General features: G+C 58.1%; 22 protein-coding genes and 2 pseudogenes. 13 read left to right on the top strand and 11 right to left on the bottom strand.

Going from position 1 to position 23,342, the window contains the following annotated elements; all coding sequences use genetic code 11:
• Nucleotides 1–490 precede the first annotated feature (490 nt).
• Together dprA and ACP7A4_RS08135 are read left to right on the top strand one after the other, a co-directional pair.
• Nucleotides 491–1,597, top strand: coding sequence for a DNA-processing protein DprA (dprA, locus tag ACP7A4_RS08140; protein ID WP_426246313.1), 1,107 nt, complete (start codon nucleotides 491–493; stop codon nucleotides 1,595–1,597).
• 36 nt (nucleotides 1,598–1,633) lie between these two features.
• Nucleotides 1,634–2,191: an L-threonylcarbamoyladenylate synthase gene (locus ACP7A4_RS08135; RefSeq protein ID WP_203302108.1), complete on the top strand. Its 558-nt coding sequence runs from the start codon at nucleotides 1,634–1,636 to the stop codon at nucleotides 2,189–2,191.
• 53 nt (nucleotides 2,192–2,244) lie between these two features.
• On the opposite strand, the gene ACP7A4_RS08130 is transcribed toward ACP7A4_RS08135, so the two are convergent.
• Nucleotides 2,245–3,222 carry an NADPH:quinone reductase gene (locus ACP7A4_RS08130; RefSeq protein WP_059766044.1) on the bottom strand — a complete coding sequence of 326 codons (978 nt, stop codon included), beginning with the start codon at nucleotides 3,220–3,222 and terminating at the stop codon, nucleotides 2,245–2,247.
• Between the two features lie 161 nt (nucleotides 3,223–3,383).
• Between ACP7A4_RS08130 and hemF the strand changes: the two genes are divergently transcribed.
• The 5 genes from hemF (at nucleotide 3,384) to betT (ending at nucleotide 8,883) form a co-directional block, all read left to right on the top strand.
• A complete protein-coding gene (gene hemF, locus ACP7A4_RS08125; RefSeq protein WP_048363791.1) occupies nucleotides 3,384–4,298 on the top strand; it encodes an oxygen-dependent coproporphyrinogen oxidase in 915 nt (304 codons plus the stop codon).
• 22 nt (nucleotides 4,299–4,320) lie between these two features.
• A complete protein-coding gene (aroE, locus tag ACP7A4_RS08120) occupies nucleotides 4,321–5,142 on the top strand; it encodes a shikimate dehydrogenase (RefSeq protein WP_048363792.1) in 822 nt (273 codons plus the stop codon).
• Nucleotides 5,143–5,230: 88 nt separating this feature from the next.
• Complete coding sequence (locus tag ACP7A4_RS08115; RefSeq protein WP_048363793.1) at nucleotides 5,231–5,557, top strand: DOPA 4,5-dioxygenase family protein; 327 nt, start codon at nucleotides 5,231–5,233, stop codon at nucleotides 5,555–5,557.
• 515 nt (nucleotides 5,558–6,072) lie between these two features.
• On the top strand, nucleotides 6,073–6,489 hold the full coding sequence (locus ACP7A4_RS08110) for a hypothetical protein (protein WP_059766041.1): 417 nt from the start codon (nucleotides 6,073–6,075) through the stop codon (nucleotides 6,487–6,489).
• A 390-nt stretch (nucleotides 6,490–6,879) separates the two neighbouring features.
• Nucleotides 6,880–8,883, top strand: a complete 2,004-nt coding sequence (betT, locus tag ACP7A4_RS08105) for a choline transporter BetT (RefSeq protein WP_059766038.1) — start codon at nucleotides 6,880–6,882, stop codon at nucleotides 8,881–8,883.
• 160 nt (nucleotides 8,884–9,043) lie between these two features.
• Here betT and ACP7A4_RS08100 read toward each other — a convergent pair.
• Nucleotides 9,044–9,681, bottom strand: a pseudogene (locus ACP7A4_RS08100) (TauD/TfdA dioxygenase family protein); the annotation flags it as partial.
• Here ACP7A4_RS08100 and ACP7A4_RS08095 point away from each other — a divergent pair.
• Both ACP7A4_RS08095 and ACP7A4_RS08090 read left to right on the top strand, forming a co-directional pair.
• Nucleotides 9,613–10,032: pseudogene (locus ACP7A4_RS08095) on the top strand (ATP-binding cassette domain-containing protein); the annotation flags it as partial. The pseudogenes ACP7A4_RS08100 and ACP7A4_RS08095 sit on opposite strands and share 69 nt — an antisense overlap.
• A gap of 108 nt (nucleotides 10,033–10,140) precedes the next feature.
• Nucleotides 10,141–10,620 carry a DUF962 domain-containing protein gene (locus ACP7A4_RS08090; protein WP_203302105.1) on the top strand — a complete coding sequence of 160 codons (480 nt, stop codon included), beginning with the start codon at nucleotides 10,141–10,143 and terminating at the stop codon, nucleotides 10,618–10,620.
• Between the two features lie 57 nt (nucleotides 10,621–10,677).
• Here ACP7A4_RS08090 and ACP7A4_RS08085 read toward each other — a convergent pair whose 3' ends face one another.
• Together ACP7A4_RS08085 and ACP7A4_RS08080 are read right to left on the bottom strand one after the other, a co-directional pair.
• Nucleotides 10,678–11,322, bottom strand: a complete 645-nt coding sequence (locus ACP7A4_RS08085; protein WP_426246308.1) for an HAD family hydrolase — start codon at nucleotides 11,320–11,322, stop codon at nucleotides 10,678–10,680.
• A 22-nt stretch (nucleotides 11,323–11,344) separates the two neighbouring features.
• Nucleotides 11,345–11,893: a gamma carbonic anhydrase family protein gene (locus ACP7A4_RS08080; protein ID WP_426246306.1), complete on the bottom strand. Its 549-nt coding sequence runs from the start codon at nucleotides 11,891–11,893 to the stop codon at nucleotides 11,345–11,347.
• Between the two features lie 102 nt (nucleotides 11,894–11,995).
• Between ACP7A4_RS08080 and prlC the strand changes: the two genes are divergently transcribed.
• Nucleotides 11,996–14,047 (top strand): oligopeptidase A, encoded by a 2,052-nt coding sequence (prlC, locus tag ACP7A4_RS08075; RefSeq protein ID WP_426246304.1) that lies wholly within the window; start codon nucleotides 11,996–11,998, stop codon nucleotides 14,045–14,047.
• Nucleotides 14,044–14,322, top strand: a complete 279-nt coding sequence (locus ACP7A4_RS08070; protein WP_203302102.1) for a YheV family putative zinc ribbon protein — start codon at nucleotides 14,044–14,046, stop codon at nucleotides 14,320–14,322. Before prlC ends, ACP7A4_RS08070 begins: the two co-directional genes overlap by 4 nt.
• Nucleotides 14,323–14,376: 54 nt before the next feature.
• Here ACP7A4_RS08070 and ACP7A4_RS08065 read toward each other — a convergent pair whose 3' ends face one another.
• The 7 genes from ACP7A4_RS08065 to oscA form a co-directional block, all read right to left on the bottom strand.
• Nucleotides 14,377–14,877: a hypothetical protein gene (locus ACP7A4_RS08065; RefSeq protein WP_426246302.1), complete on the bottom strand. Its 501-nt coding sequence runs from the start codon at nucleotides 14,875–14,877 to the stop codon at nucleotides 14,377–14,379.
• Between the two features lie 30 nt (nucleotides 14,878–14,907).
• Nucleotides 14,908–15,345 carry a hypothetical protein gene (locus ACP7A4_RS08060; protein ID WP_426246300.1) on the bottom strand — a complete coding sequence of 146 codons (438 nt, stop codon included), beginning with the start codon at nucleotides 15,343–15,345 and terminating at the stop codon, nucleotides 14,908–14,910.
• A gap of 239 nt (nucleotides 15,346–15,584) precedes the next feature.
• Nucleotides 15,585–16,574, bottom strand: a complete 990-nt coding sequence (locus ACP7A4_RS08055; protein ID WP_059766023.1) for a sulfate/molybdate ABC transporter ATP-binding protein — start codon at nucleotides 16,572–16,574, stop codon at nucleotides 15,585–15,587.
• A gap of 3 nt (nucleotides 16,575–16,577) precedes the next feature.
• Nucleotides 16,578–17,450 (bottom strand): sulfate ABC transporter permease subunit CysW, encoded by an 873-nt coding sequence (cysW, locus tag ACP7A4_RS08050; RefSeq protein ID WP_048363802.1) that lies wholly within the window; start codon nucleotides 17,448–17,450, stop codon nucleotides 16,578–16,580.
• 13 nt (nucleotides 17,451–17,463) lie between these two features.
• The gene (cysT, locus tag ACP7A4_RS08045) at nucleotides 17,464–18,282 is read right to left on the bottom strand and encodes a sulfate ABC transporter permease subunit CysT (protein WP_048363803.1); all 819 of its coding nucleotides are present in this window, start codon (nucleotides 18,280–18,282) and stop codon (nucleotides 17,464–17,466) included.
• A 91-nt stretch (nucleotides 18,283–18,373) separates the two neighbouring features.
• Nucleotides 18,374–19,387, bottom strand: coding sequence for a sulfate ABC transporter substrate-binding protein (locus ACP7A4_RS08040; protein WP_203302099.1), 1,014 nt, complete (start codon nucleotides 19,385–19,387; stop codon nucleotides 18,374–18,376).
• A gap of 66 nt (nucleotides 19,388–19,453) precedes the next feature.
• Nucleotides 19,454–19,636: a sulfur starvation response protein OscA gene (oscA, locus tag ACP7A4_RS08035; protein WP_047278876.1), complete on the bottom strand. Its 183-nt coding sequence runs from the start codon at nucleotides 19,634–19,636 to the stop codon at nucleotides 19,454–19,456.
• Nucleotides 19,637–20,038: 402 nt separating this feature from the next.
• Between oscA and ACP7A4_RS08030 the strand changes: the two genes are divergently transcribed.
• Both ACP7A4_RS08030 and ACP7A4_RS08025 read left to right on the top strand, forming a co-directional pair.
• A complete protein-coding gene (locus ACP7A4_RS08030) occupies nucleotides 20,039–20,308 on the top strand; it encodes a TIGR02647 family protein (RefSeq protein ID WP_059766019.1) in 270 nt (89 codons plus the stop codon).
• Between the two features lie 183 nt (nucleotides 20,309–20,491).
• Nucleotides 20,492–23,341, top strand: coding sequence for a class I adenylate cyclase (locus ACP7A4_RS08025; protein WP_426246296.1), 2,850 nt, complete (start codon nucleotides 20,492–20,494; stop codon nucleotides 23,339–23,341).
• Nucleotide 23,342 lies beyond the last annotated feature (1 nt).

The raw sequence follows: 23,342 nt of genomic DNA, 5'->3' as shown, positions 1-23,342 counted from the left end.
AAACGTCTCTTCCAGAGAGAACCCGCTCGGGTTCAGGCGTTTCACGCGAGCAAGCATAATAAAGGGATTCACCCGCGGATGAAACGACTAGCTGCCGGGCTGCATGGGGTGCACGCCATGCTGGCCGCTGCTTGCAGCACTTTGAAACCACCTCATGGCCCTTGCTGTGTCAGCAGATGTGACATGTGTGGCGACGTTATGCCCTTGCCTTTGGGTCCAGAAACTCAGGCCCCGCCTGCGTTAGATGTGAGTCGGATGCTTACAGGGCCTGAGTTTAATTGCCCACTTCCTGGCGATTCTGCCAAGTGGCCATTGGCCCCTTCCCTGCCTGGCTGAATCGTTCAACTAAGGTGGGGTGTGCACGCTGTTTTTCAAGTGAATGAGCAGGCTCAATCGTCGCGATTGCGGCGATTGCCCAACAACTTGTCAACAGAGTTATCCACAGCTTGTACATTGCGTAACGCTGCTGAAACAGATCAAGGATGATCCTATGTCGCTGTCTGATTGTTCCCGTATTTCCCCTGCTGAGCTCGAAGCCCGACTGCGCTTGCATGGCTTGCCCGAGCTTGGCCCCCGGCGTTACGCCACGCTTTTCAGTGCCTTTGGTTCGGCCAGTTCGGCGCTCAGCGCGCCGGCCAGTGCGTGGCGTGCTTTGGGGCTGCCAGCGGTGTGCGCCGAGGCTCGGCGCAGCGCCGCGGTTCGCGACGGTGCAAGCGCTGCATTGCGCTGGCTTGAGGGCTGCAAGCACCATGTGCTGCTGCATGATCAGTGCGATTATCCGGCGTTATTGTCTGAACTCAGCGATGCGCCGCCGCTGTTATTCGTGGCGGGCGAGCCATCTATTCTGGAAAAACCGCAGTTGGCGATGGTCGGTAGCCGACGCGCTTCACGGCCCGCTCTGGACACCGCCACGGCCTTTTCTCGCGCATTGGCGGGTGCCGGTTTTGTGATCACCAGTGGCTTGGCGTTGGGCATAGATGGCGCGGCGCATCAGGCTGCACTGGACATCGGCGGGCAAACAATTGGCGTGTTGGGCACCGGGTTGCAAAAACTTTATCCACAGCGCCATCACGCGCTGGCCGACGCAATGATTGCCAGCGGCAGCGCAGTGGTTTCTGAGTTCCCGCTGGACGCCGGACCGCTACCGGGCAATTTCCCGCGGCGCAACCGCATCATCAGCGGTTTATCACTCGGCGTGCTGGTGGTGGAAGCCAGTGTGGCCAGCGGCTCGCTGATCACGGCCAGGCTGGCGGCCGAACAAGGGCGTGAGGTGTACGCCATACCTGGCTCGATCCACCACCCCGGTGCGCGTGGTTGCCATCAATTGATCCGCGATGGGGCTACGCTGGTTGAAACAATCGAACACATTTTGGAAGGGTTGCACGGCTGGCGCTCCATGCCCTTATCGACAAGTGGAATGTTTACGCCAAGCTGTCATCCACTCGTGCAATTGTTGCAGGCATCGCCTTACACCAGCGAAGGGCTGGCCAGTGCCAGTGGCTGGGAATTGCCCGCGCTGCTGGCGGCCCTGACCGAACTGGAACTGGAGGGCCACGTGGTGCTGGAGGCCGGGCGTTGGTTTGCTCGCGCCAGCTAAGTACACTTGCGCACAGCACACATCTGGAGACATTCAATGATCAGCACCTGGCGCGTACAGCAAGCCGCAACAGCCATTCGCGCGGGCGCGGTAATTGCCTACCCCACCGAAGCTGTTTGGGGATTGGGTTGTGACCCATGGGATGAAGAGGCCGTCGAGCGGTTGCTGGCAATCAAATCGCGGCCGGTGGAAAAAGGCCTGATTTTGGTGGCCGACAACATTCACCAATTCGACTTTTTGTTTGAAGATTTCCCGCAGGACTGGCTCGACCGGATGGCCAGCACGTGGCCGGGGCCCAACACCTGGTTGGTGCCGCACCAAGGGTTGTTGCCCGAGTGGATCACCGGCATTCACGATTCGGTGGCCTTGCGTGTGAGCGATCACCCGCTGGTGCGGGAGCTGTGCTCGCTGGTAGGGCCGATTGTGTCGACGTCTGCCAACCCGGCCGGGCTGCCGGCGGCACGCACGCGACTCAAGGTGGAGCAGTATTTCCGTGGGCAAATCGACCACGTTTTGGGTGGCAACCTGGGCGGGCGTAAAAACCCGAGCGTGATTCGTGATTTGGCGACGGGCAAAGTGGTTCGCCCGGCGTAAATCCTTACACAAACGTCGGAGCGAGTAAGCTCGCTCCTACGCGGTTTGGTCCCTCAGGGCACCAATATGGTCGACCCGGTGGTGCGACGGGCTGACAGTTCGGTCTGCGCCTTGGCTGCGTCTTTCAAGGCAAAGCGCTGGCTGATGTCCACGGTGATATGACCATTGCGGATCATGTCGAACAGCTCGTCCGCCATCGTTTGCAGGTTTTGTGGGCTGTTGGCGTAGGACGCCAGTGTCGGGCGCGTGACGTACAACGAGCCTTTCTGCGCCAAGATCCCCAAGTTCACACCCGTCACTGCACCGGAGGCATTGCCAAAGCTGACCATCAGCCCACGCAGCGACAAGCAGTCCAATGACGTAAGCCAAGTGTCTTTGCCCACGCCGTCATACACCACCGGGCATTTCTTGCCGTCGGTCAGTTCCAGCACGCGTTGAGCGACATCTTCATGGCTGTAATCGATGGTTTCCCACGCGCCAAGCTTTTTGGCCAGTGCGGCTTTTTCTGGCGAGCTGACGGTCCCGATCAACTTCACACCCAGCGCCTTGGCCCATTGGCAGGCAATTGAACCGACACCCCCGGCAGCCGCGTGGAACAGAATGGTTTCGCCGCCTTTAAGTTCATAGGTCTGACGCAGCAGGTACTGCACCGTCAGGCCCTTGAGCATCACGGCCGCTGCTTGCTCAAACGAAATATCGTCGGGCAGCTTGACCACATTTGCGGCGGGCAGCACGTGCAATTCGCTGTACGCCCCCAGCGGGCCGGTGCCATAGGCCACGCGGTCGCCTACTTTGACGTTGTGCACGTCGCTGCCGACCGCGTCGACAACGCCTGCGCCCTCGTTGCCCAGCCCGGACGGCAGTTCAGGCAGCGGGTAGAGGCCGCCACGGTAATAGGTATCGATGAAATTAAGACCGATGGCCTGGTTGCGCACCCGCACCTGTTGCGGGCCCGGCTCGGCGGGTGAGTAGTCAACAAACTCAAGCACTTCTGGGCCGCCGTGGGCCCGAAACTGAATACGTTTAGCCATCTGCACTGTCCTCGCTGATTTCACGAAGGCTACATCCAACGCTTAAGCGTGATCTTCGTCAACTGCGATGAGGCCGGGGGCGGTGTTATGCTAGCCGCCCTTTGCCGCCGGCCCCGCTCTGACGAAGTGCCGCGTAGCTTTGACCTATTCAAGGTGATGTCATGACTACCCGCACCGAGGCTGTAAAAGCCTACTTGCTCGACCTTCAAGACCGCATTTGCAACGCGCTGCAAACCGAAGACGGCGGCACCCGCTTCGTGGAAGACGCCTGGCAGCGTCCGGCAGGCGGTGGCGGTCGGACCCGTGTGATTGAAAACGGTCATGTGATCGAAAAAGGTGGCGTCAACTTTTCCCACGTCTTTGGCAGCGGCTTGCCCCCCTCGGCCAGCGCTCACCGCCCTGAGCTGGCAGGCCGTGGTTTCGAAGCGCTGGGCGTGTCGTTGGTGATCCATCCGCACAACCCGCATGTGCCAACGTCCCACGCCAACGTGCGTTTTTTCATCGCTGAAAAAGAAGGCGAAGAGCCGGTCTGGTGGTTTGGCGGTGGCTTCGATCTGACGCCCTACTACGCCGTTGAAGAAGACTGCGTGCACTGGCACCGCATTGCCGAGCAGGCTTGCGCGCCGTTCGGTGCCGATGTCTACCCGCGCTACAAAGCCTGGTGCGACACCTACTTTCACATCAAGCACCGCAACGAGCCGCGCGGCATCGGCGGCCTGTTCTTTGATGACTTGAACGAGTGGGATTTCGACACCTGCTTCGCTTTCATTCGTGCCATCGGCGATGCCTACATCGATGCCTACCTGCCGATCATTCAGCGCCGCAAAAACGACGAATACACCGCCCAGCAGCGCGAATTCCAGGAGTTCCGCCGCGGCCGCTACGTGGAGTTCAACCTGGTCTACGACCGTGGCACCTTGTTTGGCTTGCAGTCCGGTGGCCGTACCGAATCGATCCTGATGTCGTTGCCACCTCAAGTGCGCTGGGGCTACGACTGGAAGGCCGAGCCGGGCAGCCCCGAAGCGCGTCTCACCGATTACTTCCTGCAAGACCGCGATTGGTTGGCCAACGCCTGACATTGCCCGAGGAACTTGCCTGATGGACCGTTACGTCGTTTTTGGTAACCCGATCGCCCATAGCAAATCGCCGGTGCTGCACCGCTTATTTGCCGAGCAAACCGGTCAGGCCATGCAGTACGACACCCTGCTCGCACCGCTGGATGACTTCACAGGCTGCGCCACCGCGTTTTTCAAAGATGGGCGTGGCGCCAATATCACGGTGCCATTCAAGGAAGAGGCCTACCGCCTGGCCACGCAACTGACCGCGCGCGCGCAGCGGGCCGGTGCGGTGAATACCTTGAGCAAGCTGGCCGATGGCAACGTGTTGGGCGACAACACCGACGGCGCAGGCTTGGTGCGCGACCTGACGGTCAACGCGGGCTTTAGCCTCAAAGGCAAACGTATTCTGATATTGGGCGCGGGTGGCGCAGTGCGGGGTGCGCTGGAGCCATTGCTGGCCGAACAACCGGCCTCGCTCATCATTGCCAACCGTACCGTCGAAAAAGCGGAAGTGCTGGCTGAACTGTTCAGCGACCTGGGACCGGTCTCGGCCAGTGGTTATGACTGGTTGGCTGAGTCGGTGGACGTGATCATCAATGCCACTTCGGCCAGCCTGGCAGGTGAGTTGCCGCCCATTGCCAGCAGCTTGATCGAGCCTGGCAAAACCCTGTGCTACGACATGATGTATGGCAAAGAGCCAACACCGTTCTGTGTGTGGGCCAGCGCGCACGGCGCGGGCACGGTCATGGACGGGCTGGGCATGTTGGCAGAGCAGGCGGCAGAGGCGTTTTACCTGTGGCGCGGGGTGCGCCCGGACACCGCACCTGCGTTGGCGCACTTGCGCAAATTGTTGGCCAACTAAACCGGTAGCCGCCAGCGCAGGTGGCGTCCGATCATTACGACGGCTATGGCGCTGGACGCAGCCTGCGGTTACGGCGCTTGGAGGTTTTATGCAGCGCATCAAGGGTTACCACGCTCACCTATATTTCGATGCATCGACCCTCGATCAGGCACGCGCTTTGGCCGAAGAAGCGACCCAGCTATTTAACGTGCAGATGGGCCGGGTCCACCAACGCCCGGTTGGCCCGCACCCGGACTGGAGCTGCCAACTTGCGTTTGGCCCTGAACTGATCGGCGTGGTCTTACCGTGGCTGGCGCTTAATCGGCGTGGATTAGTGGTTTTTCTGCACCCCGATACTGGAAATGACCTGCTGGATCACACCGAACATGCGATCTGGATGGGGGCGATTCGGCCGCTGGATTTGTCTGTTTTTTAAACGGGGGCGCAGGCCCTACGGCGCATAAGTTTGAGTAGATTATTAAAATCGGGATGCGTCTGACATAAAGTTGGGCTCCTTCCTCATGGTTGTATTTCGTATTTGAATCTAGATTTAATAATCTTAGGTGAATATATATACGGTTATTAAATGAGCACAACATTGCCTGCTATCTATGTTACGGCTTACCCTGAATTTAATTCTGGAGGGCACTATTCACCGTCGGCCCAAAATCTAGATTCTGGGCATCGTTTCCCCCGGGCAGGCCAAATCCGGTTGCTATGTCGCTGGCGTCTAGAATTCGAAACTATTCAAATTTGACTGTATTGCTACTTTTGAAGCGTTTGTACACGCAACGGTTGGAGCGTTTATTCAAAAGTCGAATTAAAGGCTTTAGCTGCTGCTGACCAAATGTGTGCAGCAGGTAGACAAAAAATCCAGCGGTGATAGGCCATATGTCGTAAATCAGCTAACAGGCCAGACTGCAATTAGATGAAAAAAGCTCGCGGTGTTCGATGAATCGTTCTAAGTTTTTGTGGGCGTCTATAGTTTTTTTTATATTGGGCTGCTTTAGTTTGCACTTGGCCAGCAGTGATATATCCGAGAATCCTTCGAATTTATTAGAGACGACGGGTGTTCCTGCGGCAGTTATTTACGTTGCAATAATGCTAGGTGTCGGGCTTGTTGCGGTGTTTATGGCCGGTGTGGGAGTGCTGATTTCCACTCAGTTGTCCACGTCCTCATACCGTTTAAAAATAGCGGTATTTATCATGTTTAATAGCTGGCTGGTGCTGGCTTCGTTGCTGGGTATTTTAATAATCGCTGGGTATGTGCTCGATACATTTTTCAGTGTGGTGGGCGTTGTGCTTTATGCGTTTGTTATCGCTCTTGTGTGGGTGTCGGTACCGAGACGAGTCAACATCCTCAAATAGTGGCGTCGATCGTCGGGTTTCTACCGGCACCTATTCATGATCAAACGCTTCAGAATTGACTGTTTTTTGATCAGCTTCTTGGCGTGAGGATTTTTTTTGAATTATTTTCAACGCTCAAATCCGGCCGCTTCTCCCAGCGGTCTCATGGCGCTGATAGCCCCTTGTAGCAACGGCTGAACGTTGATCATGGCCATGTGTCATACCTTGCCATGAGCTAACGTATTAGACGTGAAGCCGTGGGCAGCGATTAGTTCTAAAAGGCCATCCATGTTTAACTTGAATACTCGTTCAACTTAAAACGGTGGTCCGCTGCCCGCTCATAACAGGAGGCTAACCTTTGCCGAATCCGCTCTTTTTGCCCGCGTTTTACCTCTATAAGGTGCACATCCAATGAGTGTACCCATGACGTCTGAGACGTCCACGATCCGCATGAACCCGCCCGTGTTTTACTTCGCAGCGATCTTTATTCTGATCTTTGGCGTGGTAGTGATTTGCATGCCCGCAGAGGCCGGTGAATGGCTGCTGGCTGCGCAAAATTGGGCAGCCAATACGGTCGGCTGGTATTACATGCTAGCGATGACCCTGTATCTGATCTTCGTGGTCGTCACCGCCTTGTCCGGCTACGGCAAGATCAAGCTCGGTGCCGACCACGACGAACCTGAGTTCAGTTACCTGTCCTGGGCGGGGATGCTGTTCGCCGCCGGGATCAGCATCACGCTGTTTTTCTTTTGTGTGTCCGAACCGCTGACCCACATGCTCAACCCGCCACAAGGCCCGGCCGGTAATGCCGAGGCCGCGCGCCAGGGCATGCAGTTGCTGTTCTTGCACTGGGGTTTGCATGGCTGGGGCGTGTTTGCGTTTGTCGGCATGGCGCTGGCGTACTTCGCGTATCGCCACAACCTGCCGCTGGCGCTGCGTTCGGCGCTGTACCCGCTGATCGGTAAACGAATCAATGGCCCTATCGGCTACGCGGTAGACGGCTTCGGCATCATCGCGACCGTGTTCGGTCTGGGTGCCGACATGGGCTTTGGGGTGTTGCACCTCAACTCCGGCCTCGACTATCTGTTCGGCATGCCGCATACCCAATGGGTGCAGGTGGGTCTGATCACGTTGATGATGGGCGCGGCCATTCTGGTGGCCATCGCCGGGGTCGACAAAGGCGTGCGGGTGATGTCGGACATCAACATGCTGCTGGCCTGTGCGCTGCTGCTGTTTGTATTGTTCGCAGGGCCGACCCAACATTTGCTCAACACCCTGGTGCAAAACATCGGTGACTACCTGGGCGCATTGCCGACCAAGAGTTTCGATGTGTACGCCTACGACAAACCGAGCGACTGGCTGGGTGGCTGGACCGTGTTTTACTGGGCCTGGTGGATCGCATGGTCGCCGTTTGTAGGTTTGTTCATTGCGCGTATTTCCCGGGGCCGCACCATCCGTGAGTTCGTGTTCGGCGTGCTGCTGATCCCGCTGGGCTTTACCCTGGCGTGGATGTCGATTTTCGGTAACAGCGCCATCGACCAAGTGCTCAACCACGGCATGGTTGCCCTCGGTCAGTCGGCCATCGACGACCCATCGCGCACCTTGTACCTGCTGTTGGAAACCTACCCGTGGAGCAAAACCGTGATCGCCGTGACGGTGTTCATCAGTTTTGTGTTCTTCGTCACCTCGGCCGACTCCGGCACCGTGGTGCTGTCTACCCTCTCGGCGCGAGGCAATAACGCTGACGAAGACGGCCCGAAATGGCTGCGGGTGTTCTGGGGTGCAATGACGGCGCTGATCACCAGTGCGCTGTTATTTTCGGGCAGCATTGATGCGCTCAAGTCGGCGGTGGTGCTGACATCGTTGCCGTTCTCGCTGATTTTGTTGCTGATGATGTGGGGCCTGCACAAAGCGTTCTATCTGGAATCGCAGAAGCAAATCGCGCAAATGCATTCCCTGGCGCCGGTCTCGCACTCGCGTCGTGGGCGTGGCGGTTGGCGACAACGCCTCAGCCAGGCCGTGCACTTCCCGTCGCGTGATGAGGTGTACCGCTTCATGGACACCACCGTGCGCCCGGCGATTGAAGAAGTGAGCGCGGTGTTCCGTGAAAAAGGCCTTAACGTTGTCACCCAGCCGGACCCGGCCAATGACAACGTGAGCCTGGAGATCGGTCACGGTGAAGAGCACCCGTTCATCTATCAGGTGCAGATGCGTGGCTATTTCACGCCGTCCTTCGCCCGTGGCGGGTTTGGCAAAAAAGAGCAACTGCGTAATCGCCGTTACTACCGCGCTGAAGTGCACTTGAGTGAAGGTAGCCAGGACTACGACCTGACCGGCTACACCAAAGAGCAAATCATCAACGACATCCTCGACCAGTACGAGCGCCACATGCAGTTCCTGCACTTGGTGCGCTGATTGAAACAAGCCCGCCCGCAATGGGCGGGCTTGTTTTCGCAGGTGTTATGCCTTGTCAGCGGTTGGCGGTACGCGCAGTGACTGACCTGCAAACAATCGCATTCATCCCCCTCACCGACCCTCTGTGCCGTGCGCGCAAGATGATTGCGCGGGCCAGGTGTTACGCGCCTTTGGTGGTCTGGCTACGCTGGCCCTGCACGCTCACCGGTACATCGCCTTGCAATGTTACGCGGCGCACGATGCGGTCTTGAACGCCGTAGTCGTCAAGGGCGTAATGCTGCGTCGAGCGGTTGTCCCAGATCGCAACGTCTCCTGTATCCAGCGCCAGCGCACGGTGTTTTCCAGGCGGGTGACGTGGCTTTGCAGCAGGTTGAACAGGTGCGCCGAATCGGCTGGCGAATAGCCTTTGATGCGCTTCACAAAATGCCCCAGCACCAAGCTCTTTTCACCACTGACCGGGTGAACGCGCACCACTGGGTGCTCGGTTTCATACACGGTTGAGGTAAAGACCTTACGGTAACGTTCAAGCTTTTCGGCCGAGACATCGGGTTTGGCGCTGGCGTAGTCGTATTCGTTGCTGTGCACCTCCCACAGCTTGTCAGCCAGTTGTTGCAGGTCTGTGGGTAACTTGGCGTACGCCGTGGCGGTGTTGGCCCACACGGTGTCGCCGCCTGACGCTGGCGCCAGCACCGAACGCAGCACCGAGGCTTTTGGGTAGGCGTCCACGAACGTGCCTTTGTGTATCAGTTGTCGGGCGGCATGGCGCAACGGGTGGCGATTGCTCGCGGCTTGGTGGCCAGCCCGCGTATGTTGCTGTTGGACGAGCCCTTTGGCGCGCTGGACGCCCTGACCCGCCAACACATGCAGGACGAACTGCTGGCGATCCGTGCGCGGGCCAACATCACCACGGTGCTGGTGACTCACGACGTGGAAGAGGCGATTTTTTTGGCGGGCCGTGTGCTGGAGCCGCGTCCGGGGCGGATCAAGCAGGTCGTGAACATTGCGTTGCCACATCCGCGTCAACGCAGCAGTTTTGAGTTTCATCAACTGCGCGAAGAGCTGCTGCATGAATTGACCTGCGAAGGGCCTTATCAGCGGCCGGTGCGTGAGCAGATCCAGAATTTGCCGCTGGCGTTTATTGCGTGCTGATAGACCTGTTTCGCAGGCTGCGATCTTTCACGATCAACAGGTCGCAGCCTGCGCCAGCTTCTGCGCGGGCGTATTACACTGCGCTCATTCCCCCAAAGAGTTTTCTCCATGAAAAGTCTGGTCGAGCACCTGAGCCAATACGCGGCTTACCACCGCGATAAACGCAATATTGCCAGCCACTTTGTGGGTATCCCGCTAATAGTGATGGCTGTGGCAGTGCTGTTGTCGCGCCCGCAGTGGGCGGGTATTTCGCCTGCGGTGTTGCTGATGGTCGCCAGTGCGGTGTTTTACCTGCGCCTTGAGCTTTGTCTGGGGGTATTGATGACGCTGCTGTTGGGATTGTCGGTATGGCTGGGGCACACACTGGCGGCGTTGAGCACCGGCGTCTGGTTGGGCTGGGGGATGGGTCTGTTTGTGCTGGGGTGGGTGATTCAGTTTGTCGGGCACTACTACGAAGGGCGCAAACCGGCGTTTATCGATGATGTCACCGGACTGATCATCGGGCCGCTGTTTGTTGTGGTGGAGTTGGGTTTTTTGCTGGGCTGGCGCGAGGATTTACAGCGCGAAATTGAAGCACGGATGGGCTAACCCCCCGCAGGCTGCGATTGTTAAAGATCAAAAGATCGCAGCCTGCGGGGTGTTGTGTCACTTGAAGGCTTGGTGCAACTGCGCCAGCGTCTCGAAGTGGTATTTGGGGGCGAACACGTTCAGCTCTTCAAAGCTGCCAAACCCATAGCCCACGGCGGCGGCATCCAGGCCGTTGTCCCGCGCACCGATCAGGTCGTGTTTGCGGTCGCCGATCATCAAGGTTTGCGTCGGATCCAGCCCCTGTTCGTGCATCAGGTGAGCAATCAGCTCGACCTTGTTGGTGCGGGTGCCGTCCAGCTCGCTGCCGTAAATCACCTTGAAGTGCCGTGCGAAGTCAAAGTGACGGGCGATTTCACGGGCATAGACGTGCGGCTTCGAGGTCGCGATAAAGAGCTGCCGACCCTGCGCCACCAGCTCTTGCAGCAACGGCGTGACGCCCTCGAACACTTCGTTTTCATACAGCCCGGTCACCGCGAAACGCTCGCGGTAGAACCCCATCGCTTCCCACGCTTGTGCCTCGCTAAAACCATAGGTGGCCATGAACTGTTGCAGCAATGGCGGGCCGATGAAGTGTTCGAGTTGGGTCAGGTCAGGTTCGTCGATCCCCATTTTGCTCAGGCCATACTGGATCGAGCGGGTGATGCCTTCGCGCGGGTCAGTCAGGGTGCCGTCGAGGTCGAACAATACGTTTTGATAATGCATGCAAGGCTCCTAAAAAGTGGGCTTAAAGCGCCAGGTGGTAGCCTTCGGCCAAGTGCTGGTCTTTGAGTTTTACGTAGTTACCCGCGCTGTAGATGAAGAAGGCTTGCTCTTTTTCGCTCAGTTCGCGCACCTGCCTGACCGGGCTGCCGACATACAGAAAGCCACTGGCCAGACGCTTGCCCGGTGGTACCAGGCTGCCCGCGCCGACAATCACGTTGTCTTCAATCACGGCGCCGTCCATCACGATGCTGCCCATGCCGATCAAAATGCGGCTGCCCACGGTACAGCCATGCAGCATGACTTTGTGCGCGATGGTCACATCGTCACCAATCAGCAAGGGGAAACCCTGGGGGTTGAACGGCCCGGCGTGGGTAATGTGCAACACGCAGCCGTCCTGCACGCTGGTGCGCGCCCCGATGCGGATGCGGTGCATGTCGCCACGGATTACGGTCAACGGCCAGACGGAGCTGTCGGCACCGATCTCGACATCGCCGATGACCACGGCCGAACGGTCGACGAAGGCGCGCTCGCCCAATGAAGGTGTGTGCTGCTGGAACGGACGGATGGACACAAATAGCTTCCTTCTTTAGCAGTAATAGCGGGGCAGAGTGCTGCGCAGAGCGTCGATTGTAATTAAGATGGCCCAATGTTTCTTCCAGCCAAGGTGCCAAACGTGAGCGAGAACAACCCTCTATTGCAGCCCTACGACCTGCCGCCGTTCTCGGCGATCCGTCCTGAGCACGTACAGCCGGCCATCGAGCAGATCCTCGCCGACAACCGCGCCGGCATTGAAGCAATTCTTAAACAACAAGGCCACAACCCGACCTGGGAAGGCCTGGTGTTGGCGATGGATGAGCTGAACGACCGCCTGGGCGCCGCCTGGAGCCCGGTCAGCCACCTCAACGCAGTGTGTAACAACGCTGAACTGCGTGCCGCCTACGAGGCGTGTTTGCCTGCATTGAGCGCCTATTCCACAGAAATGGGCCAGAACCGTGCGCTGTTCCAGGCTTTCGACGCGTTGGCGCACAGCCCGCAGGTGGCCGAGTTTGATCAAGCGCAAAAAACCATTCTTGAGCACTCGCTGCGCGACTTCCGTCTGTCGGGCATCGACCTGCCCGCCGAGAAGCAAAAACGCTACGCCGAGGTGCAGAGCAAACTTTCCGAGCTAGGCAGTACGTTCTCCAACCAATTGCTCGACGCCACCCAAGCATGGACCAAGCACATTACGGACGAAGCCGCACTGGCTGGCCTGACAGAGTCGGCCAAGGCGCAAATGGCCGCAGCAGCCCAGGCCAAAGGCCTCGACGGCTGGCTGATTACCCTCGAATTCCCTAGCTACTACCCGGTGATGACCTACGCCGAGGACCGCGCCCTGCGCGAAGAAGTCTACGCGGCGTATTGCACCCGTGCGTCGGACCAAGGCCCGAATGCCGGTCAGTTCGATAACGGCCCGGTGATGGAACAAATCCTCGACCTGCGTCAGGAACTGGCTCAATTGCTGGGCTTCGGCAGCTTTGCCGAACTGAGCCTGGCCACCAAAATGGCCGAGACGCCGGATCAGGTCCTGACCTTCCTGCGCGATCTGGCCAAGCGCAGCAAGCCCTTCGCCGAGCGCGACCTTGAGCAGTTGCAAGCCTATGCCGCCGAACAAGGCTGCCCGCAGCTTAAAAGCTGGGACAGCGGCTTTTATGGCGAGAAACTGCGCGAGCAGCGTTACAGCGTGTCGCAAGAGGCCCTGCGCGCTTACTTCCCCATCGACACCGTGCTCAAAGGCCTGTTCGACATCGTGCATACGTTGTACGGCATCGACATTGTTGAAACCAAGGGTTTCGATACCTGGCACCCGGATGTACGGCTGTTCGAAATCAAAGAAAACGGCCAGCACATCGGGCGCTTCTTCTTTGACTTGTACGCCCGCGCCAACAAGCGTGGCGGTGCGTGGATGGACGGCGCCCGCGACCGTCGTCGCACGGCGGCGGGTGTGCTGCAAAGCCCGGTGGCCAACCTGGTGTGCAACTTCACGCCTGCAGTCTCCGGTAAACCTGCACTGCTGACGCACGACGAAGTGACCACCCTGTTCCACGAATTCGGGCACGGCTTGCACCATATGCTCACCGAAATCGAACACGCGGGCGTGTCGGGCATCAATGGCGTGGCGTGGGACGCGGTCGAGTTGCCGAGCCAGTTCATGGAAAACTGGTGCTGGGAGCCTGAAGGCCTGGCGCTGATTTCCGGTCATTACGAAACCGGCAAAGCGTTGCCACAAGACCTGCTGCAAAAAATGCTCGCCGCCAAAAACTTCCAGTCCGGGCTGATGATGGTTCGCCAACTGGAGTTTTCGCTGTTCGACTTCGAACTGCACGCCACCCACGGAGACGGCCGCACTGTGGCGCAGGTGCTTGAAGGCATTCGCGACGAAGTGTCGGTGATGCGTCCGCCGGCCTACAACCGCTTCCCTAACAGCTTCGCGCACATCTTTGCCGGGGGTTACGCGGCCGGTTACTACAGCTACAAGTGGGCCGAGGTGCTGTCGGCTGACGCGTTCTCGCGTTTTGAAGAAGAAGGCGTGTTCAACCCGCACACCGGCAAGGCATTCCGTCAGGCGATTCTGGCCCGTGGTGGCTCAAAGGCACCCATGGAGCTGTTCAAGGACTTCCGTGGCCGTGAGCCGTCGATTGACGCATTGCTGCGTCACAGCGGCCTGACCGAAGGCGCGGCAGCATGAGTGATGCACCGGTGAACGTGACCAAAAAACGCTTTATCGCCGGGGCTGTCTGCCCGGCGTGCAGCGAGCCTGACAAGCTGATGATGTGGAATGAAGACGAGGTGCCGCACCGCGAGTGCGTGGCGTGTGGCTACTCGGACACGTTGAATGAGCAAGGGTTGTCGATACCCAAAGAACTGGGCACGCGGGTGAATGTTTCAGCGCTGAAAAAAGCCCCGGACCCTAAAGTGCAGGCGGTGCAGTTTTACCCGAACCCGAAGCTGAAAAAGCCTTAGTTCCTGCGCCCATTGAGCACAGTGATGCGGTGTTGCAAAGACACCGCATCACCCTCATGAGGCGTGAGTGTGGCGGCCTGGCTCTGATGCCAAATAGTTGCGCAAGAGACTAAACCGACCTGTTGCGCTTTGCTGAATGCCGTCGATCGTGAACGTTGCGTCGAAGGTGGCTTGTGCCGTACCTGCGCCAGGGTCAAGTTTTACGCTCAATGTGGCTTCATCTGCCTCGTGGCGGCGAATGGTGTGGTATTGCGGCGGCGGCGGGATTGAGTATGCGTATTGCGCTTGCAACCCATCTTCCAATAGGTACATACGCTCTAGAGGATCTTCGTTTAGAAACGGGATCATAAATAAGAAGCCGACATAGTTATCGGTAACGACTTCGCCTATTGAACCGGAGAATACCCACAGCGGTTCTTCTCCCGTGCCCCAGTCACTCAAATAGAAAGTGTTGGCTGTTGCGCGAATGTTCTCCTCATCGAACGCCCATTCAAAGTCCCCCTCATGGGCGTGAGTGGCAGGTGTTTTTGGAATTAAAACGATGTGCTCGGACATGGTTTATTTCCTCTGCGCGGGCACGATCAATCATGTGGCCGGCTCGAAGTCCCTTGAAATATCAAGCGTCCCTTTCGTCACTCTGAATTGATCTTGTTGGCCCGCAACAAAATCGAAGGTCGCCTGGAAATGGTGCCGTTCAGGCGTGACATCCACCGTGATATCGACTTGACCCTCGGTGGCTCTTGTTTGTGCCAGCGGATAACGAATGCTCATGTAGACATCCTGATTCGCTTGGCCCAAGGCATAAGCGCCATTCGGTATGCCCTTTTTTATCCACAGCAAAATGGCGCTATCGGACTCGTTACATACCCCAGACATACCGAAGTGCGAGGTGCTGGGGTTATAGAAGTGCGTGACTGAATCCGAAGTAAAGGCGTAAGTGGTGCCGTCCAGGCTTATCTCGGCCTGTACGTTGCCGGTAGCCGGTAGAAGAACAGTTGAATCATCATCTCGATCAGTGTTCATCAGGTGTGTGCCTTTGCGACAGTCAATGAATCGGTGCACTTCAAACAGCGCCATGCCCACAGCGTATTAACGGAGCGTCGCGTTGCCTACTGTCAACATTGACAGGGGGGGCAGGCGTAATCGCAAAGGGTTATAAGTGCGCAGGTTTAAACAGTGACTTAAGTCTGTTCACCGGCGAGTTGTTCAATAAAAAGGCCTGAGCGTCGTAAGACGTCAGGCCTGTTTGTCACTGTCGACGATTACACGCTGGCGTGTTTTTGCCACACCTTGGGCTTGAAGAACAACGTCTCGCCCCGTGCCAGGTCGGTGAGGCTGTCGTGGTCTTTAACCACCTCCACTTCGATCAGCTCGCTCTGACCCTCAACTTTCAATGTCACCCGGGTGGTCGCGCCCAATGGGCGAATGTCGCGTACCTGCGCGGCGTGATGGTCCTCTATCTCATGACGCGACAACGACACCTCATGCGGACGGAACAGCACATGTTGGTCTTCACCAATGTGCAGGCGATTAGAGTCGCCCAGGAAGTGGTACACAAAATCGCTGGCCGGGTTTTCGTACACCTCCCCCGGTGAGCCGATTTGCTCGATCACGCCCTTGTTCATCACCACGATGCGGTCGGCCACTTCCATCGCCTCTTCCTGGTCGTGGGTCACGAACACAGAGGTCAGGTTGATGTCTTCGTGCAGGCGCGCCAACCAGCGGCGCAGCTCTTTACGGACCTTGGCATCGAGGGCGCCGAACGGTTCGTCCAGCAGCAGCACTTTAGGCTCTACGGCCAAGGCGCGAGCCAGGGCAATACGCTGGCGCTGCCCGCCCGAAAGCTGCTCGGGGTAGCGATCCGACAGCCAGTCCAGTTGCACCATGTTCAGCAGTTCGTGGACTTTTTCGGCGATGCGGGTTTCGCTTGGACGTTCTTTTTTCGGCTTCATGCGCAGGCCGAACGCAACGTTGTCAAACACCGTCATGTGGCGAAACAGCGCGTAATGCTGGAACACAAAACCGACGTTGCGATCGCGCACGTCATGCCCGGAGACGTCTTCGCCGTGGAACACGATGTTGCCTTCGTCCGGGGTTTCGAGGCCGGCGATGATGCGCAGCAAGGTGGTTTTGCCACAGCCCGAAGGGCCAAGCAGGGCCACCAGCTCGCCGCTCTGGATGTCCAGGTTGATGCTGTTCAGCGCCTTGAAGGCATTGAAGTTCTTGCTGACGTTACGGACTTCGATCGACATGGTTTATTCCTCCGCGGCGCTGGCGCGCAGGCGGTTAATACGGGATTCGCTCCACTGCTTGAGCAGCAGGATGAAGAGCGCCAGGATCAGCAACAGGGTGGCCACAGCAAAGGCGGCGACGTGGTTGTATTCGTTGTAGAGGATCTCGACGTGCAGCGGCAGGGTGTTGGTCACCCCGCGAATGTGCCCGGACACCACCGAAACTGCACCGAATTCACCCATCGCCCGCGCCGTACACAGCACTACGCCGTAGATCAGGCCCCATTTGATGTTGGGCACGGTGACGTGCCAGAACATCTGCCAGCCGTTGGCGCCCAGCAGGCGTGCGGCCTCTTCTTCCTGGGTGCCCTGCTCTTGCATCAGCGGGATCAGTTCACGGGCCACGAAAGGCACGGTGACGAAGATGGTGGCGAGTACGATGCCCGGTAACGCAAATACGATCTGAATGTCGTGGTCTTGCAGCCACGGGCCGATAAAACCCTGCGCGCCAAACATCAACACGTAGACCAGACCTGCAATCACCGGTGACACCGAAAATGGCAGGTCGATCAGGGTCACGAGGATGCTTTTGCCGCGAAAGCTGTATTTGCTCACGCACCAGGCCGCGCTGACGCCGAACACCACGTTGAGCGGCACCGAGATGACCACGGCGATGATGGTCAGCTTCAAGGCCGACAGGGCATCGGGTTCAAGGATCGCGTCGAAGAACGCCCCGAAGCCCAGTTTCAGGCCCTGGGACACCACGATCAGCAATGGCAGCAGCAGGAACACGGTGAAAAACAACCAGCCGAAGCCGATCAACAGGCGGCGTGAGCGCGGGCTGCCACGGCGCGCCGCGTTGGCGACCGAGGACGTGCTCGAAATGGAGTTGGACATGGTCAGGCCTCCTTCACGGTTTTTCGATGCGGCGCTGAATCAGGTTGATCAGCAGCAGCAAAATGAAGGAAACCACCAGCATCATCACGCCAATGGCGGTGGCGCCGGTGTAGTCGTATTGGTCGAGTTTGACCATGATCAGCAACGGCAGGATTTCTGTTTTCATCGGCATGTTGCCCGCAATGAAAATCACCGAGCCGTACTCGCCGACGCCACGGGCAAAGGCCAGCGCAAAACCGGTCAACCAGGCAGGTAGCAGGGCGGGCACCAGAATGTAGCGGAACACTTGCAGCGGCTTGGCGCCGAGGCAGGCGGCGGCTTCTTCGATTTCACGCGGGATGTCGGCCAGTACCGGTTGCACGGTGCGCACCACAAACGGCAGCGTGACGAAGGTCAGCGCCAGGGTGATACCCATCGGGGTGTAGGCGATTTTAAAGCCCAGGTCGGCAGCAAACTGGCCGATCCAGCCATTGGGGGCGTAGAGCGCCGTCAAAGCAATCCCGGCCACGGCGGTCGGCAAGGCGAAAGGAAGGTCGATCATCGCGTCGATCACTTTGCGCCCGGGGAAGGTGTAACGCACCAGGACCCAGGCCAGCACGGTGCCGATGATGCCGTTGATCAGCGCCGCGACAAAGGCGGTGCCGAAGCTCAATTTGAGCGCGGCCAGCACGCGAGGTGCGCTGATGATGGCCCAAAACTGGTCCCAGGTCAGTTGCGCGGCATGTACGAACATGGCGGCCAGCGGGATCAGCACAATCAGGCTGAGGTACACCAAGGTGTAGCCCAGTGTCAGCCCGAAGCCGGGTATGACGGGGGAGATACGACGCGACATAAAAGTCCTTGTTTAACGCACGAAGCCCGCAAACCAATTGCGGGCTTAATGTTCTAGCTTTCAGCGATGCCAAATGGCCCCGCCCCACAGGTTATTGCGCCTGGTAGATCTGGTCGAACACGCCACCGTCATTGAAGAATTTCGGTTGAGCAGTCTTCCAGCCGCCGAAGTCTTTGTCGATAGTGACAAGCTCCAGCTTGGGAAACTGTTGTGCGTATTTGGCCGCGACCTTTTCATCACGCGGGCGGTAGAAATTTTTGGCAGCAATTTCTTGTCCGGCCGGGCTGTACAGGTGTTCGAGGTACGCTTTAGCGATCTCGGCATTGCCCTTCTTGTCGGCGTTTTTGTCGACCACGGCCACAGGAGGCTCCGCCAGAATCGACAGTGAAGGCACGACAATGTCGAACTTGTCAGCGCCGCCGTCTTCTTTCAGGGCCAGGAACGCTTCGTTTTCCCATGCGAGCAGCACGTCACCCTGACCGTTGTTGACGAAGGTAATGGTCGAGCCGCGTGCGCCGGTGTCCAGCACCGGGACGTGTTTGAACAGGGTTTGTACGTAGGCTTTGGCCTTGGCTTCGTCGCCACCGTTAGCCTTGAGGCCATAAGCGTAGGCTGCGAGGAAGTTCCAGCGCGCGCCGCCGCTGGTTTTGGGGTTCGGGGTAATCACCGATACGCCGTCTTTGGTCAGGTCGCCCCAGTCCTTGATGCCTTTGGGGTTGCCCTTGCGCACCAGGAACACGATGGTTGAGGTGTACGGGGTGCTGGCATCCGGCAGGCGGGTTTGCCAGTTTTCCGGGAGCGAGCCTTTGTTCAGTTTGGCGATTTCGTCGATGTCACCGGCCAGCGCCAGGGTCACAACATCAGCACGCAGGCCATCAATCACGCCACGCGCTTGCTTGCCCGAACCACCGTGTGATTGCTGAATTTTGACGGTGTCGCCCGGATGACTTTGCTTCCAGAAGTTGGAGAATTCGGCGTTGTAATCCTGATACAGCTCACGGGTTGGATCGTAGGAGACGTTCAACAACTCGTAGTCTTTGGCCACAGCGGAGCCAGCAAAAATGGCACTGGCCAGCGCGGCCAAAGCGTAACGGCGTAGGGACATAGGTGAGGCTCCAAAACTGCGTGTGTTTTTAGTTGTTATGGGTGGCTCAAATGAGCGCTACGGGGTTCAGCTATTTTTTTGACCGGGGTTTTGCAGGCGGAATTTTTCTTTACGTTCGATCTGAACCACTTGTGCGTTGTGCACTGTGATTTCAACGGCACCGAAGCGCAGGTCTCGTAGCGCGCTCTGGATTTCCCGCAGAATGGTGGCTTCGTCCTGGCCGTCAACGCTACGCAGAGATGCGCTCATGGTGGTGCTCCTGAAAATAGGGGGTGCCGAGGGGGTGCTGGCGTGAAGGCAATAGTAGTGAGGCGCGATTATTCTTAAAAATACTATTTAAGAATGTTTATATAACTGAAATGTCATTTTTCATCTGGCTCGCTCGTTGCTGCACGGGCACGCAGGCTGCAATCGGCGGCAAAGCGGTTGTAAATCAAACCGTTGGAAGTGGCAGAGCGGTTCACAGAGCAGGCTCAAGTGCGGCTTGGGCGCGCTATCGCAGCCGGCGTGTCCGTGCAACGACTACAGGTTACGTCTAGGCTCTCACTGCCCCCGCGGGTCCATCATGGCGAGAACTGCCACTGGACAGACCGCCCAACTAAGCTCACCTTAGAGCCGTTGTCGTCTCTTCCTGCATAGTCTGGAGTCCTTATGTCGTTTACCCCTGAATTGGTTGCCGAACTGGAAGTCCTTGCACTGTTTGATCTGAACAGCACTCAAGAGGGTCTGAAAGTCCATCAAGATGCTGACAAGAACCTGATTGCAGCCGCCAAACGCCTCCACGAAAAAGACCTCATCACTCAAGCTGACGGCGGTTACCTCACCAGTCTGGGGCGTGATGCTGTCGAGCATGTACAAACGCTGTTGTCCATTCTGACCTCCAAGCCTTTTGTTGCCGTTCGACTGGCAGAGCTTGCCTGACGCCACTGATCGCCCACGGAATCGCTCTGCTCATGAATGATTCCGCGGGCATACCTTCTGAGTAAGCAAAAAATCTGACGCCAAAAGAGCTTTCCTCCTAAGGTTTTTCGCCCTCTCGCTGTAGACTCCTTCCTACGTTGCCTCCCTCCTCTTTCTCGCCTGGCGAGCCGGTTTGAGTTCGATATGACGCGCACCCAGGAAATTCAGATCAATCTGAATGAAGGTATAGATCGGCAGACACTCACTCATTTGCGCGAGAGGTTTCTGCGCGTCAATCAGGGTCGACTGCTGCGCGCACTGGAAGGTTTGACCCCGCGTCAGCAAACGGTTTTAAGCCTGCTGCCTCTTTTTTTCCATGTGAACCATCCCTTATTGCCCGGTTATGTATCCGGTAGCACCCCTGCCGGGGTGGCCGGTTATGAGCCAGACACACTCAGCCTCGCCGAAGCCCAGCGCCTGACCCGCTCCTTTTCATATAAAGCGCGCACGCCCACGACGGCGTTGCCGATTCATGGCCTGTTTTTGATGGGCAGCCTCGGCACGCTGGCCCAGACCGATCAGAGTGATATGGATGTGTGGGTCTGTCATGGGCCGGACCTTGGCGAGTCGGCGCTCGATGAGTTGCGTAAAAAATGCCAATTGCTGGAGGCATGGGCGGCGGGGCTGGGGGCGGATGCCCATTTCTTTTTGATTGACGGGCAACGCTTTGCGCTCGGTGAGCGTGATGCCCGCTTAAGCACGGATGACTGCGGTACGACGCAGCATTACTTGCTGCTGGATGAGTTTTATCGCACCGCCATCTGGCTCGCGGGCCGTACGCCAATGTGGTGGTGGGTGCCCGCGTGTGAAGAATCACACTACGCGCAATTCACTCACACGCTGCTCTCCAAGCGCTTTATTCGAGCCGATGAGGCCGTCGATCTTGGGCATTTGGCGCGCATTCCGCCGGGGGAATTCGTCGGTGCTGGCTTGTGGCAGTTGTTCAAAGGCATTGAGTCACCCTACAAGTCGGTGCTCAAGCTGCTGCTGATTGAGGTGTATGCCAGCGAACACCCGAAGGTTGAGTGCCTGAGCCTGCGTTTCAAACAATCGGTGTACGCCAATCAGTTAGACCTCGATGAGCTGGACCCCTACGTGGTGGTGTACCGGCGCATTGAGCAGTACCTCAAGGCGCGTGGCGATGTGGATCGGCTGGAGCTGGTGCGCCGCAGCCTGTACTTGAAAGTGAACCGTAAGCTGACCGCCAGCATCGCCCAGCGCGGCACACAGTGGCAGCGCCAGTTACTGGCGCGATTGACCAAAGAATGGGGCTGGGATCAGCGCCAATTGGCGTGGCTCGACAGTCGTCCCCTGTGGAAGGCCGAGCAGGCCATTCACGAGCGCCGGGCGTTGGTGCATGAGTTGAATTACAGCTATCGGTTTTTAAGCCAGTTTGCCCGTGATGAACAGGCGGCAGGCTTGACCAATAAGCGTGACTTGAATGTGTTGGGCCGCCGGTTGTATGCCGCGTTTGAGCGTAAGGCGGGCAAGGTTGATCACATCAATCCGGGTATCGCGCCCAACCTGGCGCAAGACCTGCTGACGCTGGTGCACTCCCCCAATAAAAAAGAACCCGGTGAGCACCATTGGGGGGTGTATCGCGGCAATCTGGCGGTGCATGAGTGGGAACATACGCCCGCCATCCGGCGCAGCCCTGCGCTGCTGGAATTGCTTGCCTGGTGCCATCGCAATGGGGTGATCGACAGCAGCACCCGCTTGGCGTTGAACCCGGGCAGTACGGATGTTACTGAATATGAGCTGTTTAATCTGTTGGGCTGCTTGCAGCAGCTGATCGTCTTACCACTGGCAGCGGTCGATGAAACGCAATTGCTGCGGCCCAGCATCCCGGCGCAGGTGCTGATCGTGGTTAACGTCGGGATTGACCCGCTCAAGCACCACCGGGAAATGAACATCGTGATGACCACCGAGCGTACCGACTCGCTGAGCTACGCCGGGGTGCGCGAAAACCTGGTGCTGACGCTGGATCAAGTCACGCTCAACAGCTGGAATGAAGTGATCGTCAGCCGCTTCGACGGCGAGCACGCATTGTTCGACTGCCTGAGCGATTACCTCAACGCCCAGCCGCACGGCCGTGAAACGCCTGAGTTGCGGGTGCGTTGTGTGTGCCATAACCGTGCGCAATTTATCGCGCATCGGGTGGAGGGGGTCTTCAACACGGCGCAAGCCTTGCGTTTGAGCGGGCGCGCCGTGAGTTATGTGGTGCAAGTGGAGCAGCGTTTTCACGTCATGGAGCTGATGAGAGGCGAAGTGCGCCATGTGGCGCTGGCCGACAGCGCCGCGCTGGTGGGGTATTTGAGCCAGAGCGTGCCGGCTTATCGGGCTGTGCATCTGGATGCGATGGCGTTGGGCGAGCATGACCTTGGGTTGATGCTGCCCAAAGCAAAACCTGGCGCGATTCAGGTGTTTTACCGGCTCAATGACGGGCGTGCCGAGTTGACCGTGCTCGATGAGTGCAATGTGGTGTGGCAGCAAACAGTCCCTTTCCATGACGAATTGAGCTTGTTGGTGCCGCTGCAACGGTTCGTGCAAGCGTTGTTGTTTCGCCGTGAAGCCTGCCAACCGCTTGAGGAGGACAACCCAACTGCTGCACTTGAGGTGTTGTATTACCAGATATTGCCTTCAGGCACTGGCCGTGCGCGTAGCATCGAAGCCCGGCGCGCACCGGTCAGCCCGGCGAACAGCGCCTATTACGAGGTGCAGGCGATCATCGGCAAGGGCGCTCATGGTGGGCAATGGGTCACGTTGTATTGCAATCAGCGTGAGTTCAGCCAAATGGACCATGGCGATCAGCTGTATGGCGCGGTGGCCCGGGAGATTATTGGGCAGCGCCGCGAAACCGAGCGCTACCGCTGTTACATCACTGATCTGGATTTGTCGGGGCTGTTGGGCGAAAGCCACAGCCCGAGCCATCTATACCTGCGCTACAAGGCGGATCTGGAGCAGGCGCTCAACGAGGCGCTGGCGCAGGTCTGAG

The organism is Pseudomonas sp. TWR3-1-1, assembly GCF_049896545.1.
In the GTDB taxonomy this organism is placed as follows: domain Bacteria; phylum Pseudomonadota; class Gammaproteobacteria; order Pseudomonadales; family Pseudomonadaceae; genus Aquipseudomonas; species Aquipseudomonas weihenstephanensis.
This window is presented reverse-complemented; position numbering and strand designations above follow the sequence as displayed.